General features: G+C 68.3%; 13 protein-coding genes and 1 pseudogene. 7 read left to right on the forward strand and 7 right to left on the reverse strand.

From position 1 onward, the window contains the following. The first annotated feature begins 2 nt into the window (after window positions 1-2). From C5O27_RS02045 to C5O27_RS02065, 5 genes are all read left to right on the forward strand, one after another. Window positions 3-1,802 (forward strand): IucA/IucC family protein, encoded by a 1,800-nt coding sequence (locus C5O27_RS02045; protein WP_127961787.1) that lies wholly within the window; start codon window positions 3-5, stop codon window positions 1,800-1,802. Further along, on the forward strand, window positions 1,799-4,132 hold the full coding sequence (locus tag C5O27_RS02050) for a penicillin acylase family protein (protein WP_127961788.1): 2,334 nt from the start codon (window positions 1,799-1,801) through the stop codon (window positions 4,130-4,132). Before C5O27_RS02045 ends, C5O27_RS02050 begins: the two co-directional genes overlap by 4 nt. Next, a complete protein-coding gene (locus C5O27_RS02055) occupies window positions 4,120-5,565 on the forward strand; it encodes a condensation domain-containing protein (RefSeq protein WP_127961789.1) in 1,446 nt (481 codons plus the stop codon). Before C5O27_RS02050 ends, C5O27_RS02055 begins: the two co-directional genes overlap by 13 nt. A 65-nt stretch (window positions 5,566-5,630) precedes the next feature. Next, window positions 5,631-7,175, forward strand: a complete 1,545-nt coding sequence (locus tag C5O27_RS02060; RefSeq protein WP_127961790.1) for a pyridoxal phosphate-dependent decarboxylase family protein — start codon at window positions 5,631-5,633, stop codon at window positions 7,173-7,175. Then, window positions 7,172-8,488 carry a lysine N(6)-hydroxylase/L-ornithine N(5)-oxygenase family protein gene (locus tag C5O27_RS02065; RefSeq protein WP_127961791.1) on the forward strand — a complete coding sequence of 439 codons (1,317 nt, stop codon included), beginning with the start codon at window positions 7,172-7,174 and terminating at the stop codon, window positions 8,486-8,488. The genes C5O27_RS02060 and C5O27_RS02065 overlap by 4 nt, the downstream gene beginning before the upstream one ends. Window positions 8,489-8,596: 108 nt before the next feature. On the opposite strand, the gene C5O27_RS02070 is transcribed toward C5O27_RS02065, so the two are convergent. The 6 genes from C5O27_RS02070 to C5O27_RS02095 all read right to left on the reverse strand — a co-directional run bounded on the left by C5O27_RS02070 (window position 8,597) and on the right by C5O27_RS02095 (window position 14,731). Beyond that, window positions 8,597-9,568, reverse strand: a complete 972-nt coding sequence (locus tag C5O27_RS02070) for an ABC transporter substrate-binding protein (protein WP_127961792.1) — start codon at window positions 9,566-9,568, stop codon at window positions 8,597-8,599. A 24-nt stretch (window positions 9,569-9,592) separates the two neighbouring features. After that, the gene (locus C5O27_RS02075; RefSeq protein WP_127961793.1) at window positions 9,593-10,414 is read right to left on the reverse strand and encodes an MTB12 C-terminal domain-containing protein; all 822 of its coding nucleotides are present in this window, start codon (window positions 10,412-10,414) and stop codon (window positions 9,593-9,595) included. Between the two features lie 125 nt (window positions 10,415-10,539). Next, entirely contained in the window at window positions 10,540-11,844 is a 1,305-nt protein-coding gene (locus C5O27_RS02080) for a wax ester/triacylglycerol synthase domain-containing protein (protein WP_127961794.1), read from the reverse strand. 24 nt (window positions 11,845-11,868) lie between these two features. Next, a complete protein-coding gene (locus tag C5O27_RS02085) occupies window positions 11,869-13,035 on the reverse strand; it encodes an acyl-CoA dehydrogenase family protein (RefSeq protein WP_127961795.1) in 1,167 nt (388 codons plus the stop codon). A 29-nt stretch (window positions 13,036-13,064) separates the two neighbouring features. Continuing rightward, window positions 13,065-13,313 carry an acyl carrier protein gene (locus C5O27_RS02090; protein ID WP_006356947.1) on the reverse strand — a complete coding sequence of 83 codons (249 nt, stop codon included), beginning with the start codon at window positions 13,311-13,313 and terminating at the stop codon, window positions 13,065-13,067. Window positions 13,314-13,360: 47 nt separating this feature from the next. Beyond that, window positions 13,361-14,731 carry a salicylate synthase gene (locus C5O27_RS02095; protein ID WP_127961796.1) on the reverse strand — a complete coding sequence of 457 codons (1,371 nt, stop codon included), beginning with the start codon at window positions 14,729-14,731 and terminating at the stop codon, window positions 13,361-13,363. A 151-nt stretch (window positions 14,732-14,882) separates the two neighbouring features. On the opposite strand from C5O27_RS02095, the gene C5O27_RS02100 reads away from it, so the two are divergent. Both C5O27_RS02100 and C5O27_RS02105 read left to right on the forward strand, forming a co-directional pair. Continuing rightward, window positions 14,883-16,547 (forward strand): (2,3-dihydroxybenzoyl)adenylate synthase, encoded by a 1,665-nt coding sequence (locus C5O27_RS02100; protein ID WP_127961797.1) that lies wholly within the window; start codon window positions 14,883-14,885, stop codon window positions 16,545-16,547. 85 nt (window positions 16,548-16,632) lie between these two features. Further along, window positions 16,633-18,174: a PucR family transcriptional regulator gene (locus C5O27_RS02105; protein WP_127961798.1), complete on the forward strand. Its 1,542-nt coding sequence runs from the start codon at window positions 16,633-16,635 to the stop codon at window positions 18,172-18,174. Window positions 18,175-18,200: 26 nt separating this feature from the next. On the opposite strand, the pseudogene C5O27_RS02110 reads toward C5O27_RS02105, so the two are convergent. Then, window positions 18,201-19,668: pseudogene (locus C5O27_RS02110) on the reverse strand (aldehyde dehydrogenase family protein). Window positions 19,669-19,711: the final 43 nt, after the last annotated feature.

Genomic DNA, 19,711 nt, shown 5'->3' on the forward strand with positions numbered 1-19,711 from the left:
CGTTGACCATCGAACAGATCCGCCCGGTACCGACCGCACTGCAGTCCACCGTGTCGTATCGGCAGGTGTATCACCACCGGATCGCGCGGAAGATCCTGGCCGAGTTCTCCCACGAACGCGCCTTGAGTCCGGTCGAGACCGGCCCGGGTCGCTACGTGGTCGGTTCCGCCGACGGCCGCACCGAGTATCACTTCCGTGCCGAGGTCCTGTCCCTGGAGAACTGGGCGATCGAGGAGTCCTCGTTGCGCCGGGTGCGCGATGGGGAGGAACTGCCCGTCGACGCCGTCGCGCTGGTCGTCGACCTCGCCCCGATGCTCGGCATCGGCCCGCAGGCGTTGCCGGAGTACCTCGAGGAGTTCATCAACACTCTCGCGATCAGCGCCGAGCGGCCTGACGAACGACGCATCACCGCAACCGATCTCGCGCACGCGGACTTCCAGACCATCGAGCGGACGATGACCGAGGGTCACCCGTGCATCGTGGCGAACGCCGGGCGCCTCGGGTTCAGCGCCGACGACATCGATCGTTACGCACCGGAGGTCGGCAACCACTTCCGCCTCGTCTGGGTCGCCGCCCGCCGCGAGGACTGCGACGTGGCGACGGTGAGCGGCGTCGACTACGACGCCATGCTCGTCGACGAACTCGGCACCGACACCCTGGCGGAGTTCGATGCAGTGCTTCGCGAATCCGGTTGTGAGTCCGACGATTACCGCTACCTGCCCGTTCATCCGTGGCAGTGGACGGAGAAGGTCCGGAAGCTCTACTCGGCCGATCTCGCCGACCGCCGCATTGTGTTCGTGGGCGAGAGCCCCGATCTGTACCAGGCGCAGCAGTCGATCCGCACGGTCTTCAACGCGACTACGCCCACCCGTCACTACGTGAAGGGCGCCCTGTCGATCGTGAACATGGGCTTCACCCGGGGCATGTCGGCGGACTACATGCGCACCACCCCGCTGATCAACAACTGGGTCCGCGGACTCGTCGCCGACGACCCGTATCTCGCCGCAATCGGCTTCGAGATGATCTTCGAGGTCGCGGCCATCGGTTACCGCAGTCCCACCTTCACCCCGATCACCCAGCCGGGGTCGGAGTACCGCAAGATCCTCTCGGCGCTGTGGCGCCAGAGTCCGGTCACACTGGTGCGTGGCGGCGAGCAGCTCTCCACCATGGCCGCGCTCCTGCACGTCGACCACCACGGCGACCCACTGGTGGGCGCATTCATCGCGCGGTCGGGGATACCGGCCGCCGAATGGATCCGGCGCTACCTGCGCACATACCTCCACCCGATCGCCTACCTGCTGTACCGGTACGAGCTGAAGTTCTCCCCCCACGGCGAGAACCTGATCCTCGTTCTCGACGAAGGGGTTCCGGTCCGCGCGATCCTCAAGGACATCGGCGAGGAGGTGTCGGTCTTCGGCGAGCCGGAGGATTTGCCGAAGAGCTGCGCTCGCGTCCTCACCACCGAGCCCGACGAGATCCGCAACCTCGGCGTGCTCTCGGACGTCTTCGACGACTACCTGCGTCCGCTGGCGGATGTCCTCCACACCCACCGACTCGTGACCGACGAGGAGCTCTGGGACCTGGTGGCCGACAGTCTGCGCGAGTTCGTCGACACGCATCCCGATCTTGCCGACCAGTTCGCGAAATGGGATCTCTTCGCACCGGAGTTCGGCGCGGTACACATGAACGGCCTGCAGCTGCGGAACAACAAGCGCATGGTCGACATCGAGGACTCCTACGCATCCCTCGTCGACGCCGGACACCGGCTCCTCAATCCCGTCGCCGAACGGGGACGCCAGTGACCGTCACGACCCCGGCACCCGACACGTCCCCCGCGGAGATCCTGCGCGATGCGCACGGCATCCCGCACGTCCTTGCCGCCACGCCGGCCGACGCGCTGTACGGACAGGGCCGCGCCTGCGGACAGGACCGCCGCTGGCAGATCGAGTTCATGCGTCTGCGCGCCGAGGGGCGTACCGCCGAGGTGTTCGGCGAATCCTGCGTCGAATGGGACACCTTCGCGCGGCGCGCCCGGCTCGACGCGGTCGCCGAGCAGATGTATCACGCGTCGTCGGACCGCACCCGCAGCCTGCTGCGCGCCTACGCCGACGGTGTGAACAGCACTCTGTCCGACACCGAGACCGTGCCGCCGGCACCGGAACTCGAGGCGCTCCGGCACGAGCCGGACCCGTGGCGACCGTGGACGCCGATCTCGGTGTTCATCATGCACCACGTGTTGTTCGGCCGGTTCACCACGAAACTGTTCCGACTGCACGCCTGCCGGACGACGGGTCCGGATGCGCTGCGGTTCTGGGCATTCGAGGGTAGCGAGAACGATCCGACCGTGCCGCCGATACCAAACGAGCAGTTCGTACGCGAGATCTTGGATCTCACCCGGCCCTCTCCGGCCGCCGATTCTCCCGTCGGCGAGACCCTCGACCTGGGTGACCCGATGTCCGGCAGCAACGCGTGGGGGGTGTCCGCGGCCCGCAGCACGACCGGGTCCCCGATCGTCGCCGGTGATCCCCACCGGTTCCTCGAACTGCCCGGCATCTACGAGCAGTTCCACCTCGCTTCGACCGATCCGGCGCAGTCCTTCGACGTGGTGGGCTTCGCCTTCGCCGGTGTCCCCGGCGTTCCACACTTCGCGCAGGGCCCCGAGATCGCCTGGGGCATTACGAATGCGATGGCCGACTACCAGGACCTCTACGTCGAGCGGTTGACCCGCGACGAGGACGGGACACTTCTCGTCGAGGTGCCCGGCGGACACCGCGTCCCGGCGACCGTCCACACCGAGCAGATCGCCGTCCGCGACTCCGCATTTGTTGCCGTCGAGGTGATCACCACCCACAACGGTGCCGTCGTCTTCGGCGGTCCGGACGAGCCGTTCGCGATGAGCCTGCGGTCGCCGCTGCTCTCCGAGGACGTCACCTTCGACGCCCCACTCGACCTCCTGTTCGCCCGCTCGGTCTCCGACGTCGAAGCCGCACTGTCGTCGTGGGTCGAACCGGTGAACCGCGCCGTCATCGCGCACCGCGACGGGACCACGGTCACCCACGTGGCCGGCCGCGTTCCCGTCCGCGCCCCGGAGAACTACTGGCTCCCTGTTCCCGGCTGGGACGAGCGCTACCAGTGGAAGGGCTACGAAGCCGGTTCGCTCGGCGACCCGGGCTTCGATCCGAAAGTCGCCGACGGCGGTGTGAGTGTGACCGCGAACCAACGGATTTCCGCGGTTCCTGCGCTGCAACCGATCACGACGGAGTGTGTGGAGGCGTTCCGCGCCGATCGGATCACCACCCGCCTCGATGCTCTCGACACTGTCGATCCCGAGGATTGCGCCGACATCCACCGCGACGTCGTCCTCGACCAGGCCGCGGTGGTCCAGCAACTCCTCGCCCGGGTCGTGGGCAATTCCCCGGCCGCCGAGGGCATCCGGCAGCGCATCCTGGCCTGGGACCGCACCATGGCTGCCGACAGCACCGACGCCTTCCTGTTCGCCGAGTTCCGCAGCCAACTCGTGCTCGGTGTCGCGCGCACCGATGCCCTGGCGCCGCTGCGCGGTCCGCACGGTTTTCCCGCCGTGTTCCAGCCGTGGTTCGTCCCGGAACCCCGCCTCGCGACCGCGATCACGACGGTCATCGCCAACTGCGCGCTGATCGGCATCGACATCGATGAGGTCGCGGTCGACGCGCTCGACGCCGTCCTCACTCGCATCGAGACGTTCGGGGACATTCCGAACTGGGGGACTGTGCATGTGCTCGCCCCCATCCACGGGTTCGATCTCGTCGGTGCGTCGCCTCACCATCCCGAGCTGTTCGCAACGCTGCGACCCGATCCGCTGCCCCTCGCCGGGGATTCGGAATGCGTCTTCGCCAACGCATCCGCGGTCGGCACCCACGTGTGCATCACCGGCTCCGCGGCCCGCTACGTCTGGGATCTCGCCGATCCGCACGCGAGCCGCTGGGTGGTTCCGCTCGGCGCCTCCGGCGACCCGGCCTCCGATCACTTCCAGGACCAGGCCCCGCTGTGGGCCGACGGACGGTTGATCCCCGTCGCCCGCGACTGGGAGGCACTGCGCGCACAGGACTTCACCACCGCCACTTCAACAGAGGGGGAACCGTGCCCACGTTGACCGAAGCACGACTCACACTGCTGCGCCGGCGGATTGCGGAATCCGGTGAATCCCCGTCGGGCGAGCACCAGACCGGAGCGGGCTCGGAAAACCCCACTGCCTTCGGGCAGTTCGGGGTCGCCGAGCGCCGGATGTGGAAGATCTACGAACTCGACCCCGAATCGGTCTCGCACAACATCGGTCTCGTTCTCGAGTTCGGTGGCGATCGCACCGCCGAGTCCGTCGTCGCCGCGGCCGAACTGCTCGTCGAGCGCTTCGAGGTGCTGCGCTCGGTTGTCGAGGTCGACGGCGAGGGTGTGCCCCACCGCGTCCCGGTGCAACGAGAAGGGCATTGGGACGCAGCACATTCGGTCTGGACCTGGGGAGTCGATGACGTCCAGGACCCCTCCGCCGATACCGACACCGTGGCCACCCAGATGACTCGCACCGCGTTCGACCTGCACGCCGACGTGCCGCTGCGCCTGCGTGTGTCGGGACGGGGCGGGCAGGTGACCATGATCCTGGTCGTCCACCACCTCGCGGTCGATGACACCTCGTGGCCGCTGCTGCTGGGCACGCTCGTGTCCGGAGAGTGGGCGGGCGACGCCGACGCCGATTCCCGCCCCGCGACCCCGGATGCCGCCACCGCAGCGGAGGCAGCGGACTCCGCGGTGCGGCATGCACTGTCGACGTGGGCCGCCGAGGACGTCCGGTACCCGCTCTCGGGCGAACTGCCCACCGAGAGCGCCGCCGGGAGCTGGCTGTCCCCCATGGATGATCGTGCGGGCATCAAGGTGGCCGCACCGGTCGCCGACGAATCGCTGACCGCCTTCGACCGGGTCGCGCAGACGGTCGGCGCGACGCCGAATGCGCTGCTCATCGGCGTGTGCTCGCTGGCCGCCTACGCGCTGACCGGCGCATCCGACCATGTGCTCGTCGTCCCGGCCGACAATCGACGACGCTCGCAGTCGCCGCAGCACATCGGCTACTGCGGCAACATCATCCCGATGCGTTTCCGCGTCGATCCGACCGCGACCGTCGAGCAGACCCTGCGCACCGCGGCCGCGGTGATCTACCGGGCGATGGAGCACTCCGGCACCGACTTCGGGCCTATCCTGACCGCACTCCGTCAGCAGGGCGGGCGGTTCCCGATCATGGAGATCATGGCCTCGGTGCGGCCCGCCCCGCTGCGCGGCATCACCCAGTCCCCCGACTCCCCGGTCACCTGCCGTTCGGTCTTCAACGGCATCGCCAACTATCCGTTGTCGATCGCCTTCGAGGCCGACGACCACTCCACCCACGTGGAGGTCGACCACCAGCCGGGGATCGTTCCCGACCCCGTCGCCGCGCGCGCCACCGGGGTGTTGACCGCACTCGTCGACCTCATCCCGTCCACGTTGGGGACGACGGTCGCCGAACTCCTCGCGGAGCTCGACAGGCGGGTCCCGGCGTGACCGCCCGGCGCCCGCGCGGCTCGGCACACCACCACACGACCACCGCACGTTCAGGGGGGAACTCAGTGACCGAAGACCACGACTCCGCGTGGGGTGCTTCTCGTTTCGCGCGGCCGGGTACCGGCTGGGCGGACATCGGTCGCGGTCTGGCCGAAGCAGCGGAGTCGGTCGCCGATCACCACCACGGAGCACCATTGCCGGCCGGGGATCCGGTGTCGGTCCTCGCGGCGGTCACCGGCTCACTGGGCGGCCCCGGGATCCCCGAGTCCGGGATCGGCGAGTCCGAGGCCCTGTCGCGGATGGCGCGCCTGGTCGCCGAGTTCGGACTCGACCTCACCCACCCGCTGACCGCGGCCCATCTGCAGCCGGCACCCCTGTCGGTCGCGGTTGCCGCGGATGCACTGGCGAGCGCCACCAACGCTTCCCTGGACACCTATGACTCGGGTCCGGCGACCCTTGCCCTGGAGACCTGGACGGTTCAATCCCTGGCCCAGATGGCCGGATTCGGCCCGCGGGCCGGTGGTGTCTTCAGTCCCGGCGGTTCCATCTCGAATCTGTTGGCGCTCATGATCGCCCGCGATCACACCGCGGCCCGTCGGGGCATCGACGTCCGCCAGGACGGCGTCGGCGCACTCCGCCGGCCGGTGGTGTTCTGTTCGCGGGTCGCCCACTTCTCGGTACACCGCGCTTGTGCCGCACTGGGACTCGGCGAGTCCGCGGTGATCCCCGTCGAGGTCGACGCACATCACCGGATGATCCCGGGGGCGCTCGAGAGCGCGATCCGTCAGGCCGGCGACGTCACCCCGCTCGCGATCGTCGCCACCGCCGGCACCACCGACTTCGGCACCGTCGACCCGCTGCCCGACATCGCCGACATCGCCGAACGCCAAGAGATCTGGCTACACGTCGACGCGGCCTACGGTTTCGGCACCCTGTTCTCGGACCGCCTGTCTGGGCTGCTGTCCGGGATCGACCGCGCCGACTCCGTGACCCTGGACCTGCACAAGGTCGGCTGGCAGCCCGCGGCGGCAAGCCTCATGCTGCTCTCCGACGCCGGCCGTTTCGCCTCGCTGAACCGCTCGGTGGCGTACCTGAACCCCGACGACGACGTCGAAGCCGGTTACAGCGGGCTGCTCGGGCAGACCCTGCAAACCACCCGTCGACCCGACGTCCTCAAGGTGGCCGCGACACTGTTGGCGTACGGTCGTCGCGAACTCGGCGGGATGCTCGAGCGGTGCAACGACCTCGCCGTATACGCCGAACAGCGGGTTGCCACCGAACTGCAACTCGAGCTGATCGCCCCGGTCACGTTGACCACCATCGTCTTCCGCTACCGCTGCGCCGACCTCGACGCCGTCAACGGCGAATTGCGACGCCGCCTCATCACCGACGGCAAGGCGCTCATCGGACGTACCCAGGTGCGGGTGCCGGGTGAGGACGAACCCCAGACCTGCCTGAAGCTGACTCTTCTGAATCCGGAGACCGCCGAGCGCGACATCGACGACCTGTTCGACGAACTCCTGCGTCTCGCGATCGAAGTGGAGTCCGAGAGCACCTCGGTCGCCGGCGACCAGGCCCGCAGTGAAGAAATGGTGAGGGTGTCGGAATGACCCGTGTAGAGAACGTGGATGTCCTGGCGATCGGCTGCGGTCCGTTCAACCTGGGGCTCGCGGCGCTGGCATCGACCGTCGATGACCTCGACGTGCTCGTCGTGGACTCCCGCGAGGAGTTTCGGTGGCATCCGGGCCTCATGTTCGACGAGGCCCGGTTGCAGGTCGGCTTCCTCTCCGACCTGGTGACTCTGGTCGACCCGACGCATCCGATGTCGTTCCTGAACTACATGGCCGACACCGATCGGATGTACCGATTCCTGGTGCGGGAGAACTTCTATCCCACCCGCATCGAGTACGAGGCCTACCTGCACTGGTGTATCGACCGGCTCGACTCCCTGCGCTGGGGCACCACCGTCACCGAGGTCACCTGGGACGCCGACGCCGACGCCTTCGCCGTCACGGTCGTTACCGGCGGCACCCCGTCGACGGTGATCGCCCGCCACGTCGTCGTCGGCGTCGGCACCGAACCGCACGTGCCCGAATCGTTGTCGTCCGACTCTCCGGCTGTCGTGCACAGTGCCGACTACCTGTACCACCAGGACAAGGCGCATGCCGCAGACACGGTGACCGTCATCGGTTCGGGACAGTCGGGCGCCGAGATCGTCATCGACCTGCTCGAGGCCAATCTCCGCGGCGGGCCGTCGGTCCGCTGGTGGACCCGCACCCCGTGGTTCGCCCCGCTCGACTTCACCAAGATGTCGCTCGAGATGACCACCCCGGCGTACATGGACTACTTCCACAGCCTGCCGGAGGAGGCCCGCGATCGAATCCGACCGCAGCACTGGCAGTTCCACAAGGGTGTCTCCAGCGACACCCTCGAGCGGGTCCACGAGCTGATGTACCAGCGCCAGCTGCGCGACAAGCTCAACCCGGTCCAGTTGCGCATCTCCACCGAGGTCGACGGCATCGACACCCTCGCCGACGGCAAACTGAAGGTCCGCGGACGCCACCTCGACACCGGCACCCAGCTCGCGCACACCACCGACATGGTCATCGCCTGCACCGGCTACCAGCCCCGGCCCATGCCGTTCCTGGCCCCCATCGAGTCACAGCTGCACCGTGATTCGCGTGGCCGGCTCGTCGTCGGAGCCGCCCACCAGGTGGAAACCGAACCCGCCCTGGCCAACCGGTTGTTCGTCGCGAACGCCGAGGAGCACGCCGTGGGTGTCTCTGCCCCCAATCTCGACATCGGCGCGGTCCGCAACGCCCGAATCCTCAACGCCGTCACGAGCCGAGAGGTGTACCGCCTGCCGAAGGACACCGCGTTCACCGCCTTCGGCGCCGACGACCTCGACGACGTCGTCGGCTGAATCCCCCGCCCTCTGAGGTGCGAGGAGCCCCCCCCTCCACTCCCTGCGGTCACACAAACCAGAACGGCCCGACCCACAACCGTGGGTCGGGCCGAATCTCTTTGCGTATCAGTTCGTCGCGGCCGCGAAGCTCGGCTTGAGCAGGTCCAGAACGTACGGCACCGAATTCGGCGTCGGCGCATTGAGGCCGGTGATCTGCGACTGGGTCATGAAGGTGACGGCGCCGTTCTTGACAGCCTTCAGGTTCTTGTAACCCGGGAGCTTCTTGAGGGTTTCGGCCTGTTCCGGTGTCGCGGTGGCGACGACCAGCACGTCGGCGTCGAGCATCGGGATGTTCTCGGTGCTCAGCCCGAAGCGGGGATTGCGGGTGCGCTGGTACTCGGCGACGAGCTTCGGCGCCATCTGCATCTTCAGCTCGGTGAACAGCTTTGCCGCGCCGTCGTTCGGGTCGCCGAGCACCGACAGCTGGTCGTTGCCGTACATGAAGGCCAGCGCGTAGGTCTTGCCGGCGAGTTCCGGGAACTCCTTGCCGACGGCGGCGATCTTCGCGTCGGTCTCGTCGATGATCTCGGTCGCCTTGTCGGGCTGGTGCAGCACGGTACCCATGACGGTGACCATGTCCTGCCAGGGGTCGATCTCCTGGCCGCTGATCGCGTTGACGGTCGGCGCGAGCTTGGCGATCTGCTCGAATTCCGGGCTGTCGGAGGCGAATCCGGGAGCGAAGATCAGGTCCGGGTCGAGCTTGGCGATCGTCGTCGCGTCGTCGCCCTTGGTGGGGTCGATGAACGTCGAGTCGGCTAGCTTCTGCCCGTACCAGGGCTGCAGTTCGCCGGTGGCCGACTTGGAGTAGTCGTAGTAGCCGACCGGGGTCACGCCGAACGAGAGCGCCACGTCGGTCCACTGGTCACCCAGGGTCACGATGCGCTTCGGCGTCTCCGGGATCGTCACCGAGCGACCGTCGGGCAGGTTCAACTGCACCGAACCACCGGTCGACTCATCCGAACTCGAGCATCCGGCGAGAAGGCCGGCGGACATCAGCGCACCTGCGAGCAGGGCACCCAGACGAAGTCGTGTTTTCACGTCAGTTCTCCAGAACGGTGGGGGTCAGAGCGAGCAGGGAAGGAGGACGAAGCTGGCGATGAGGCAGACGCTGCTGTTCGACAGCTTCCACTTGTCGCCGCTCCACACCCAGGTCATCGCACGGTTCTGGCTGCCCCGGCCGACGACGCTGATCTGCAGCGGGGCGGTCATCTTGGTGCCGTTGACCTGCACCGGGCCGACCATCTGGTAGCTGAGTCCGACATTGCCGTAGGTGGTGATCGCCTGGGAGACAGCATCGAGCTGGCGCAAGGCACGCTCACCGCCCTGGAGCTCGGCAGCACGTGCGGCACGGTTGCCGCGCGAGTTCATGACCGTCTTGACCTTGGTGTTGAGCTGTCCGGGAGTGAGTGCGGTCGGGGCCGCGACGGCCTGCTGCTGGGACGGCGCCGCCGAGGTGCCCGGCACGGGCGCCGGTGCAGGCGCGGGCGCTGCGGCGTCGGGGCCGGCGCCGACAATGCCGCCGCTCTCCGGCACGTTCTCGGTGGCCGCGGGTGCGGGCGCCACGGCAGGGGCGGGCTCACCGGGCGCGGCGGCCGGCGGCTGGTTGGCGGCCGGACCCACCAGGCCCTGCTGCTGTTGCGGAGTCTGCGCAGAACCGAGGTTCACGACGGTCGGCTGGGCCGCGTTCGCCGAGTCGTTGCGGTCGCCGACCATCAGACCGACCACACCGATCGTCACGATGATCGCCGAGATCACCGCCGCAACACCTGCCGATGCCAGCACGGTCGGGATGTTGATCCCACCCGAGCGCTTCTCCGGGCCCGTTTCCGGTTCGTGGGTCTCATCCACGTAGGCCGGGTCCTGGTAGCCGACATCGTTCTGCATGGTGCTCTCCGTGTTTTCTGCTGTGTCGTTCACTTGTGCCGTGGAACGCCTGGATGCGCGTATCCACGTGCTGATCGTTCCCCGTGGGGAACGAATTCCTAGGCAAGCCTAAGCTCGCCTCGTCTTCATGCTGACGGTAGGGCCTCGGTGAGGACCTTGTCGAATGTCTCCACGAACTTCTGCGCGTACCCGGGAAGCGCCTGGGCGTCGGTCACGATGCCGAAGGTCGTCGTGTTGCCGAGGATCAAAACGGTCACCGAGAAGGAGTAACCGGCCAGCGGCGACAGCGGCGTCAAGCTCACGATGGACCTGCCCAGGACCGACCGAACCCGGGAGAAGCCAGGATTGATCCCGATGTGGATGTCCGGATGCATGTGACCCATCGAGGCGTTCACGATCGCCCGCTGCAAGCCCCAGAGCGGCGCCCGCGGCAGGTCATCGGCCGCGGCGAGGTAGAGCTCCGGCCGACGCTCGGCGATGGTCGCCAGCTCGCTGCGCGCCCGGCCGATCTGCTGAGACAGGTTCGTCTCGTTGCCGGGCAGGTTGAGCAGCGCCACCGAGACCGCGTTGCCGGTGTGCCGGAACTCCGGATCGAGGGTCACCGGCAGGGTCACGCGGAGGACCTCGGCCTGCGGTGACGCAGGCGGGTCGATGCTGAGCGCGCGTCCGATGGCCCCGAGCACGAACTCGTGCACGCTGGAGTCGTTGGCCTTGGCCGCCTTGCGCAGCGCGCGGGTGGACGTACTGAAGAGCGCGTGTTCACGACGCCCCGACTTCGTCAGACTCGGCCAGGCGCGCTTCTTGCCGCCGCCGGCCGCATGCTGGTCGTTGAACGCCGACTTGGCCTCCCCCAGCTTCTCCGGGTCGATACCGCTGATGTGGAACCGCGGGCTGGTGGCGAAGCGCTCGAACTCGGCGAGGTCCTCGGGTTCACCGTCGGCGAGCAGTGCTGCGAAGGCCGCGCCGGCGATGCCGTCGGAGATGCTGTGGTGCACGCGCAGCAGCACCCACTGACCGACCCCCTCGGCACCGGCGGAGGGGGTGAAGAGCGTGATGTCCCAGAACGGGCGCGGCCGGGGCAGCGGCGTCTCGAGGAGCTTGGAGACGCGGCGCTGCAGATGCTCACGGTCGGTGAATCCGAGCTCCGAGACGTGTTCGCCGGCATCCCAGTTCGCGTCGGCGAGCACCACCTCGGGCTTGCGCCACCGGCCGTTCTTCACGCCCAGCCGGAAGATCTCGAACAACCGCCCCCGGTCCCGCACCCGGGCACGTACTTCATCGAGGCCGAGAAGCGTTCCGCCGGTGTCGATTTGGAGGATCATCGACCAGTGCATGGGCCGACTGTCGGTGTCCATGTGCAGATAGGTGTGATCCGGCGGTGCGAGTTCGGTGACACGAGCGTCGGCCGGAGTGCTGACTGGGCTGTTCATTATGACCGCCTGGATGAGGGACGCTCAGGGCGCCTGGTTGAGGGAATGGGAAAAGAACTGGTGGTAACGCTCGGCATCGGGTTTCATGGCCGCCGCGACCAGTTCCCACAACACCTCGTCGGTGCCGCCCCCGACGCGAGCGAGCTTCATGTCGCGCCACCAGCGTCCGATCGGCGTCTCGGTCTCGAGATAACCAATCCCGCCGAAGATGTGCAGGCACTCCGAGGCGACCTCCTCACCGAGGTTGGCCGCGGTCGCCTTGAGCGCGGCGGCGGTGCGCAGGTTGATCTTTCCCCCGGCAGCGACGCCGTCGAGCGAGTAGCTCAGCACGTCGACGCGGGCCTGCAGATCCGCGAGCCGCAGACGAAGCGCCTGATGGTCGTAGAGTTTCTTGCCGAACTGCGTGCGTTCCATCATGCGGGCGAGCGTCACGCCGAGCATCACCTCGCACGCGGCCGCGATCTGCGCGGCGACGGAATAGCGTTCGTGCGCAAGCCCCCAGCTGATGACCGCCAGCCCCGTTCCGGGCCGGGCGATCAGCGCCTCCTCGGGAATCCAGGTGTCGATGGTGACCGGCGCGGTGTCGAGCGGTCCGGCGCCCAACTTCTCGTAGGGCGCACCGACGCGGACCCTGTCGATCGGCACGGCGGCCAGCGCGACGTTGCCACCGATGTCGGGGCCGTCCTCGACACCGCGACACACGACGAACATGTGGTCGGCGATCGGTGAGAGCGAGACGAACTTCTTGGCGCCGACAACCCGGTAGCCGCCGTCCTCGGCAAAGATTCGCGTCTCCGAGTTCTGCAGATCCGAACCGCCCTGTTCCTCGGACGCACCGATGCACAGGACGGCATCGGTGGTCATCGCCCGCTGCGCGAGGTCTTTCAGGAAGTCGTTGCGGCCGAAGCGGCGGAGGATGGCGATCGCCGAATCGTGCAGGCTGACGCCGACACCGATCGCAGCCGAACCGAGCGATCCGAGATGACGGCCGAGCGCGAAGTGGTCGTGCAGGTCGGTGAGTTTGCGATCCTCCCACTTGCGGGTGAAAACCCCGGCCTCGCCGAGGTGTTCGAGGAGCGGCCGAGGGAATCGATGATCGTTCTCGGCCTGTGCCGTCCACGCGGTGACCTTCTCGTCGAACGCGTCGTCGAGCAGTTCGGCGTACGACTGCACTCCGGTGTCCACACTCATCCCCCGCCCCGACTCGCGTCCCACCCGGTTCAGGCCGGTGTCCCGGCCTTCGCGCGGACCAGGTCTTCGAGATCGCCGACCGTCTTCGACTCGAAGAGCTCGCGTTCGGAGAGCTTCACACCCAGACGCTCCTCGATCGCGACGACGCCGATGGCGAACGCCACCGAGTCCAGGCCCAGGTCGTCTATGAGCCGCGAGTCGCGGGTGACGTGGCCGAGCGCGAGGTCGAGGTCCTCGGTGAGGATGCCGTGCAGCGCTTCGGTGATGTTGTCGGACATGTGATGGCTCCTGATGGGATCGGTGGTGGTTCGAACGTAACGGCCGGTCAGCGCGGGATGACGTACGGGGCGACGCTGCCCAGCTTCTCGCAGGTCTCCTCGAACTCACGCTCCGGCGTCGACTGCGCGACGATGCCGGCGCCCGCCCGCAACCATGCCGCGCCCCCGGACGAGAAGACGGTGCGCAACGCGAGGGTTGCCTCGAGTTCCCCCGACGACGACGCGACGAGGACCGCACCGGAGTACGGCCCGCGACGCCGGGACTCGAGCCGGTCGATGGCGTCGACGGCCGCGGTCTTGGGTACTCCCGAAGCGGTGATCGACGGGAAGACGACTTCGAGTGCACGCCAGGGAGATTCCCCCTCCGCGAGGGTTCCCTTCACGGTCGACGCCAGGTGCTGGACGCTGCCGCGCTCACGCACCTCCATGAACGTGCTGACCGCGGTCGTCTCGGCGGCCGAGATCGAGGCGATCTCGTCATAGCAGGCGCGCACCGACATCGCATGTTCGGCAACCTCTTTGGCGTCGCCGAGAAGTTCGGCCCGAGCGGCCGCGTCGTCGTCGGCGGACACCCCGAAAGCCCTTGTCCCGGCGAGGGGTTCGGTGACCACGGTGCGGTCGGAGTGCACCGCGACCACGAGTTCGGGACTGAACCCGGCGGCCGCGAGATCGCCGAGCGACAGCAGATAGGAGCGAGCCGGCGTGTTATCCGCACGGCCGCGGGCATAGGTGGCGGGGATGTCGACCGCGAAGGGGATGTCCACCGCGCGGGAGAGGATGACCTTCTGGTAGCGACCGGCCGCGATCTCGGAGACGGCGGCCGCGACGCGGCCGCGGTAGTCCTCGGTGTCGACCCGCACGTCGACGGGGCGCGACGCCCCGGGATCACCTGCCGTGGCGGCGATCTCGAGGAGACGACGAGCTCGGTCGGAATCGGCGGTGCCGGTGTCCACCCCGTCCGCGTCGACGAACGCCTCGAACCCGGGAACGATCAGATGCGCGAGCACCGTGTCGTCGGGAACGCGGTCGAGGATGCCGTGGTACGGCGCGCAGAAGTCGAAACCGACCCACCCGTAGAGGCGCCAGTCGGGGATCGACAGCGACTCCGTCGCCGCGGCCAGCGCGTCGGCCGGGTCACCGTGCCATGCGGTGGTCGACCGGCGCCCATGGTCGTCGACGATGACCTCACCACGTGTGACCACCACTCGCACGTGAACGCCGGCAGCGAAGGTCCAGCGACCGTTGCGCTCGTAGACGACGTGGTCGCCGAACTCGCCGGAACCCGCCCAGGCCGCCGAGATCCGGGCGGCGTCCGCGTCGTCGAACCGCGTCGTCGGAGCGTTCAGGCCGGCGGCGCCCTCGAGGCCGAGGTCCGCGGCATCGAGCCTCGATGTCGGCGAGTCGGTCGTCAGCGACATGTCCTTGTCCTCCGGTCGTGGGCGGCAGCACCAGTGATCCTAGGGATTTTAGGACAGCCTAAGCAAATGTTTTGGCGAGTCGATGGCGTGGATCACACCACCAGACCGACCGGTAAGGTTACCCTACCCTGCCTGTGTTTGAATGGGTTCCATGCCGACGCCTCTGGACCACGCGACCGACCTGCTCGACGGTTTCACCCCGTACGCCGACGCCCAGGCAGCCCGCTACCGCGACGCCGAACTGTTCCGCGGACTCCCACTGTTCGCCGGCTTCGACGCCAGTGCCGAGAGCACCCCCGATGCCCCGGCCGTCACCGATGCCTCGATCGACGGGCCGCGGACGCTCACCTACTCCGAACTGCGCGAGGCCTCGCTGCGTCGAGCGGCCGGATTCGTCGCGGCCGGACTCCGCCCCGGAGAGCGCGTCGTCCTCCAGCAGAACAACTCGCTCGAGTTCGTCGTGAATCTGCTCGGCCTGCTCCGCGCGCGCGTCGCCCCCGTCATGACCCTGCCCGCACACCGGATCACCGAGATCGCACATCTCGCCGCCGGTGCCGGGGCCGTCGCCTACATCGGTGAGGACGGGCGACGCGGCTTCGACTTCCGGGACCTCGCCACCGAGCTGCAGTCCCGCGTCCCGGCCGTCACGCAAGTGTTCGTCTCCGGCGATCCCGGTCCGTTCGCGACCGCACCCGACGCGGATCCCGCATCGGTCGACCTCCCGGCCTCGCCGAACTCCGACCTCCCGGCCCTTTTCCTGGTCTCGGGCGGCACCACCGGCCTGCCCAAACTGATCGCGCGCACGCACGACGACTACGACCTGAACGCACGACTGTCGGCCGAGGTCGCGATGCTGACCGCCGACGACACCTATCTCGTCGCATTGCCGGCGGCCCACAACTTCCCGCTGTGCTGCCCGGGCATCCTCGGCGTCTTCGGGGTAGGCGGCCACGTCGTCTTCACCGACAACCCGAGCCCCGACAACACCTTCGACCTCATCGAACGTCACCGCGTGACGGTGACCGCCCTGGTCCCCGCCCTCGCACAGCTGTGGTGCGCGGCGACCGAGTGGGAGCCCGCCGACATCAGCTCGCTGCGACTCCTGCAGGTCGGCGGCGCCAAGCTCGCCCACCCGGACGCCGTCGCCCTCGACGAAGCGCTCGGCGACGTGGTCCAGCAGGTGTTCGGCATGGCCGAGGGCCTCATCTGCTACACCCGGCCCGACGAGCCGCGGAACCTCGTCCACGAGGTCCAGGGCTCGCCGATGTCGGAGTTCGACGAGGTACGCGTCGTCGACGAGGAGGGCGTGGACGTTCCCGACGGCGAAGAAGGCGAGCTGCTGGTGCGCGGCCCGTACACGATCCGCGGGTACTACCGGGCCGACGCGCACAACGAGAAGTCCTTCACCCCCGACGGCTTCTACCGGTCGGGCGACAAGGTGACCCGGCTGCCGTCGGGGCATCTCTCCGTGACCGGTCGCATCAAGGACACCATCGTCCGGGCGGGCGAGAACGTGGCCGCCGACGACGTCGAGGAGAACCTGCTCGCGCACCCATCGGTACGCCAGGTCGCGGTGGTCGGGCTTCCCGACGACGCACTGGGCGAGAAGATCTGCGCCGCGGTCGTGCTCTCCCACGACCATCCGCCGACCCAACCGCTCGAACTGGCCACGCTGCGCACGTTCCTCGCGGACCGCGGCCTCGCATCGTTCAAACTGCCCGACGTGGTCCGCGTCGTCCGGACCCTCCCCGTCACCGCCGTCGGCAAGATCGACAAGAAGGTCTTACGAGAGCAGCTGGTGTCCACAGCGGGATGACCTCGACACCCGGCACCCTCGCTATGCTTTGACGCACCTGCGGACGGGTGTCGAACGTCCGCTGACCTGTGAGGAGTGAGTCGCCGTGGCGCTGACCGTGCAGCGCCTGTCCCATAACGCCGACCTGGGCCTGACGCTGGTGGCAGGTCACTCTGGCGCCGATCGGGTCATCGAGTGGGCACACGCCATCGAACTCGCCGATCCCGCTCCCTGGATCACCGGCGGTGAACTGGTGATGACCACGGGCCTGGCGATCGGACCTTCCGACTCCGAACAGTTCGACTACGTGACCCGCCTGGTGCGGGCGCGAGCGGCGGCACTCGCCGTCGACACCGGCATGACCTTCGACGCGGTCCCTGACCGCATCCGGGCCGCCGGCGACGCACTGGGTCTGCCCGTCCTCGCAGTGCCACCGCACACTCCGTTCATCGCGGTCACCCGCGCCGTGATCGACGATCTGACCGCCGACCGGGTGCGCGCGGTGCAGCAGGTCGTCGACCAGCAGGACAAGTTCGCCCGAGATCTTCTCCGCGGCGGCATACCGCATCTGGTCACCGCCCTCGGGCGTGCCCTCTCGTGCTCGGTCGTCCTCGTCGACGCCGAGGGCGGGGCACTCTCGGTCCACGGTCCTGACGCGGCGCGAGCGCTCGAACATGCGCGTTCGGTGTCACGCGGTTCGGGACGCCGCCGACAGGCCGGCTCTGCCTTCGCCGACGAACACGCCACGTACCTCGTGCAGAGCGTGTCCGTCGCCCGGGAGCCGCATGGATATCTGGCGGTGGCGTCGCCGGCGGCGTTGCAGCCGGAGGAACGACTCCTCGTGGCCCACGCGGTGGCCTTGCTGTCGATCGAACTGGGCAAGCCGGCGAAGGTGCTCGACGCCGAACAGCGGCTCCGGACGGTCGTGACGCAAGCACTCGTGAACCTCGGTCCCGAACTCGACGCGGGCCTGCTGCGGTACTTCGGCTTCGACGAGGACACCCGCGTCGTCGCAATCACGGTGACGAACGTCGGGCCGGCGTTGCCGGCTCTTCGGGAAACGGCCGATGTGATCACACGGCAATCAGTTCCGTACCTCTTGTCGCCGATACGGGAGGGTCTGCTGCTCGTCGTGTCCGACGACCGCGGACGGGACTGGGTTGTCGAATTCGTCGCGCGGCTCGGCGCCCGGCTGGAACGGACGCTGCGGGCCGGGCGAGGCGGGACCGCCGTGATCGCCGAAACCGCCGTGAGCCTCCGCCAGGCCAGGGCCGCCCTCCACCTCGGCCCGACGCAGGAGACGGTCGTCGACTTCTCGGACACGGGTACCTTCTCGATGTTGTTCGGTGGACGGTCACCCGGCGAACTGTCCGCGATGTCGCGAATCGTCCTGGGACCACTCGAGGATTGCGACGCCGCACACGGTTCGTCGGTGGATCTCGTCACCGCGCTACGGACCTGGCTCCGGAACGACGCACACATCGAGAGCGCCGCAAGGGAATTGGGCGTACACCGACACACCATGCGGAGTCGGATGGCCAAGGTCGGCCAACTCCTCGGCCGCGACCTCGACTCGGCCGAGGTCCGGGTCGAGCTGTGGATAGCGGTCAAAGCGCGCGAACTCCTCGACGTCCTCGAGACCGATTGACGCACGGTCGTCGGTGTCGACGGCCGTCAGATGCGCGGCGCGCCACCACGGAGGTAGACCGTGGTGGTGTGGGTGAAGAACTCGCGCGCCGAACGTCCCTGCTCTTTGGGCCCGTACCCGCTTTTCTTGGCTCCGCCGAACGGTACATGGGGATCGGCGCCCGCCGACTCCGAATTGACGTGCAGGATACCGACGTCGAGGTCGTCGACCGCCTCCAGTGCACGGGTGAGATCCTGCGTGAAAAGTGCAGCGGACAACCCGTACTCGCCGTCGCCGGCCACCCGGAACGCCTCGGAGACCGAGGGCACACGGACCACCGCCAGGACCGGACCGAAGAGCTCGTCGCGCCACACGTCGAGGTCCGTGGACGGTAGTTCCAGGATCGTCGGGGACAAGAAGTATCCGTCTTCGGGGATACCTACGGGCGGCTGGTCACCTCCGGTGAGCACGGTCGCACCCTGCTCGACTGCGCGAAGGATGCCGGCCCTGATGGTGTCACGAGCAGGGGCCGTGATCACCGGACCCATCTCGGTGGAGGGGTCCAAGGGATCACCGACGACCAGGTCGGCGGCAGCCTTGCTCAGTGCGGCGAGGAGTTCGTCGGCCACGGCCTCGGTGACGACGAGTCGCGATGTGGCCGTACACTTCTGACCCGAGGAGCGGAACGCTCCCAACAGGATCTGCTGGACCGCCAGGTCGAGGTCGGCGTCACCGAGGACGATCGCGGCGTTCTTGCCACCCATCTCGGCCTGCACCGGCACGCCGCGCGCGGCGCCGGCGGCCGCGATACCGCGTCCGACCCCGGTCGACCCGGTGAAGGTGATGGCGTCGATGCCGGTGTGATGGACGATGGCGTCGCCGATCTCACGGTCGCCGAACGTCAGATTCACTACGCCGGCGGGGAGCCCGGCTTCGGTCAGGGCCTCGCCAAACGGAACGCGAGCAGCGGAACGGTGCCGGCCGGCTTCCACACCACGGTGTTGCCGTAGACGAGGGCCGGCGCGATCTTCCACGCCGGGATCGCGATCGGGAAGTTGAACGGAGTGATGACACCGATGGTGCCGATCGGTTTGCGCGTCACCAGGATTCGCTCACCCTTGCGCGGTGACGAGTACACCTCGCCGGCCTCGCGGTCGCCGTCGGCGCCGTAGTAGCGGAGGATCTGTGCGGCGCGCCGCACCTCGCCGATACCCTCGGCGAGCGTCTTGCCCTCCTCGCGGGCGAGTTCCGCGCCCCATTCCTCGGCATTGCGCTCCAGGACGCCGGCAGCCTGCACGAGTACCCCACCGCGTTCGTGCGTGGACAGGCGTGACCACTCGGCCAGGCTGCGTCCGGCCGCGGTGACCGCGGCGTCCAGTTGGCGGCGCTCGCCCGACGCCCCACGGCCACGACGACGTTCGGGTCACCGGGACTGTCGCTGGTAAAGGGCGCGTCCTCGCCGTCGACCCATTGTCCGTCGATGAGGTTGTACAGGGACTCGACCGTCTCGGTCATCGTTCTCGCTTCCGTGGCAGCAGTCGGCCCGACAACCGGGCGG

The organism is Gordonia alkanivorans (assembly GCF_004011905.1).
GTDB classification, from domain to species: Bacteria; Actinomycetota; Actinomycetes; order Mycobacteriales; family Mycobacteriaceae; genus Gordonia; species Gordonia alkanivorans.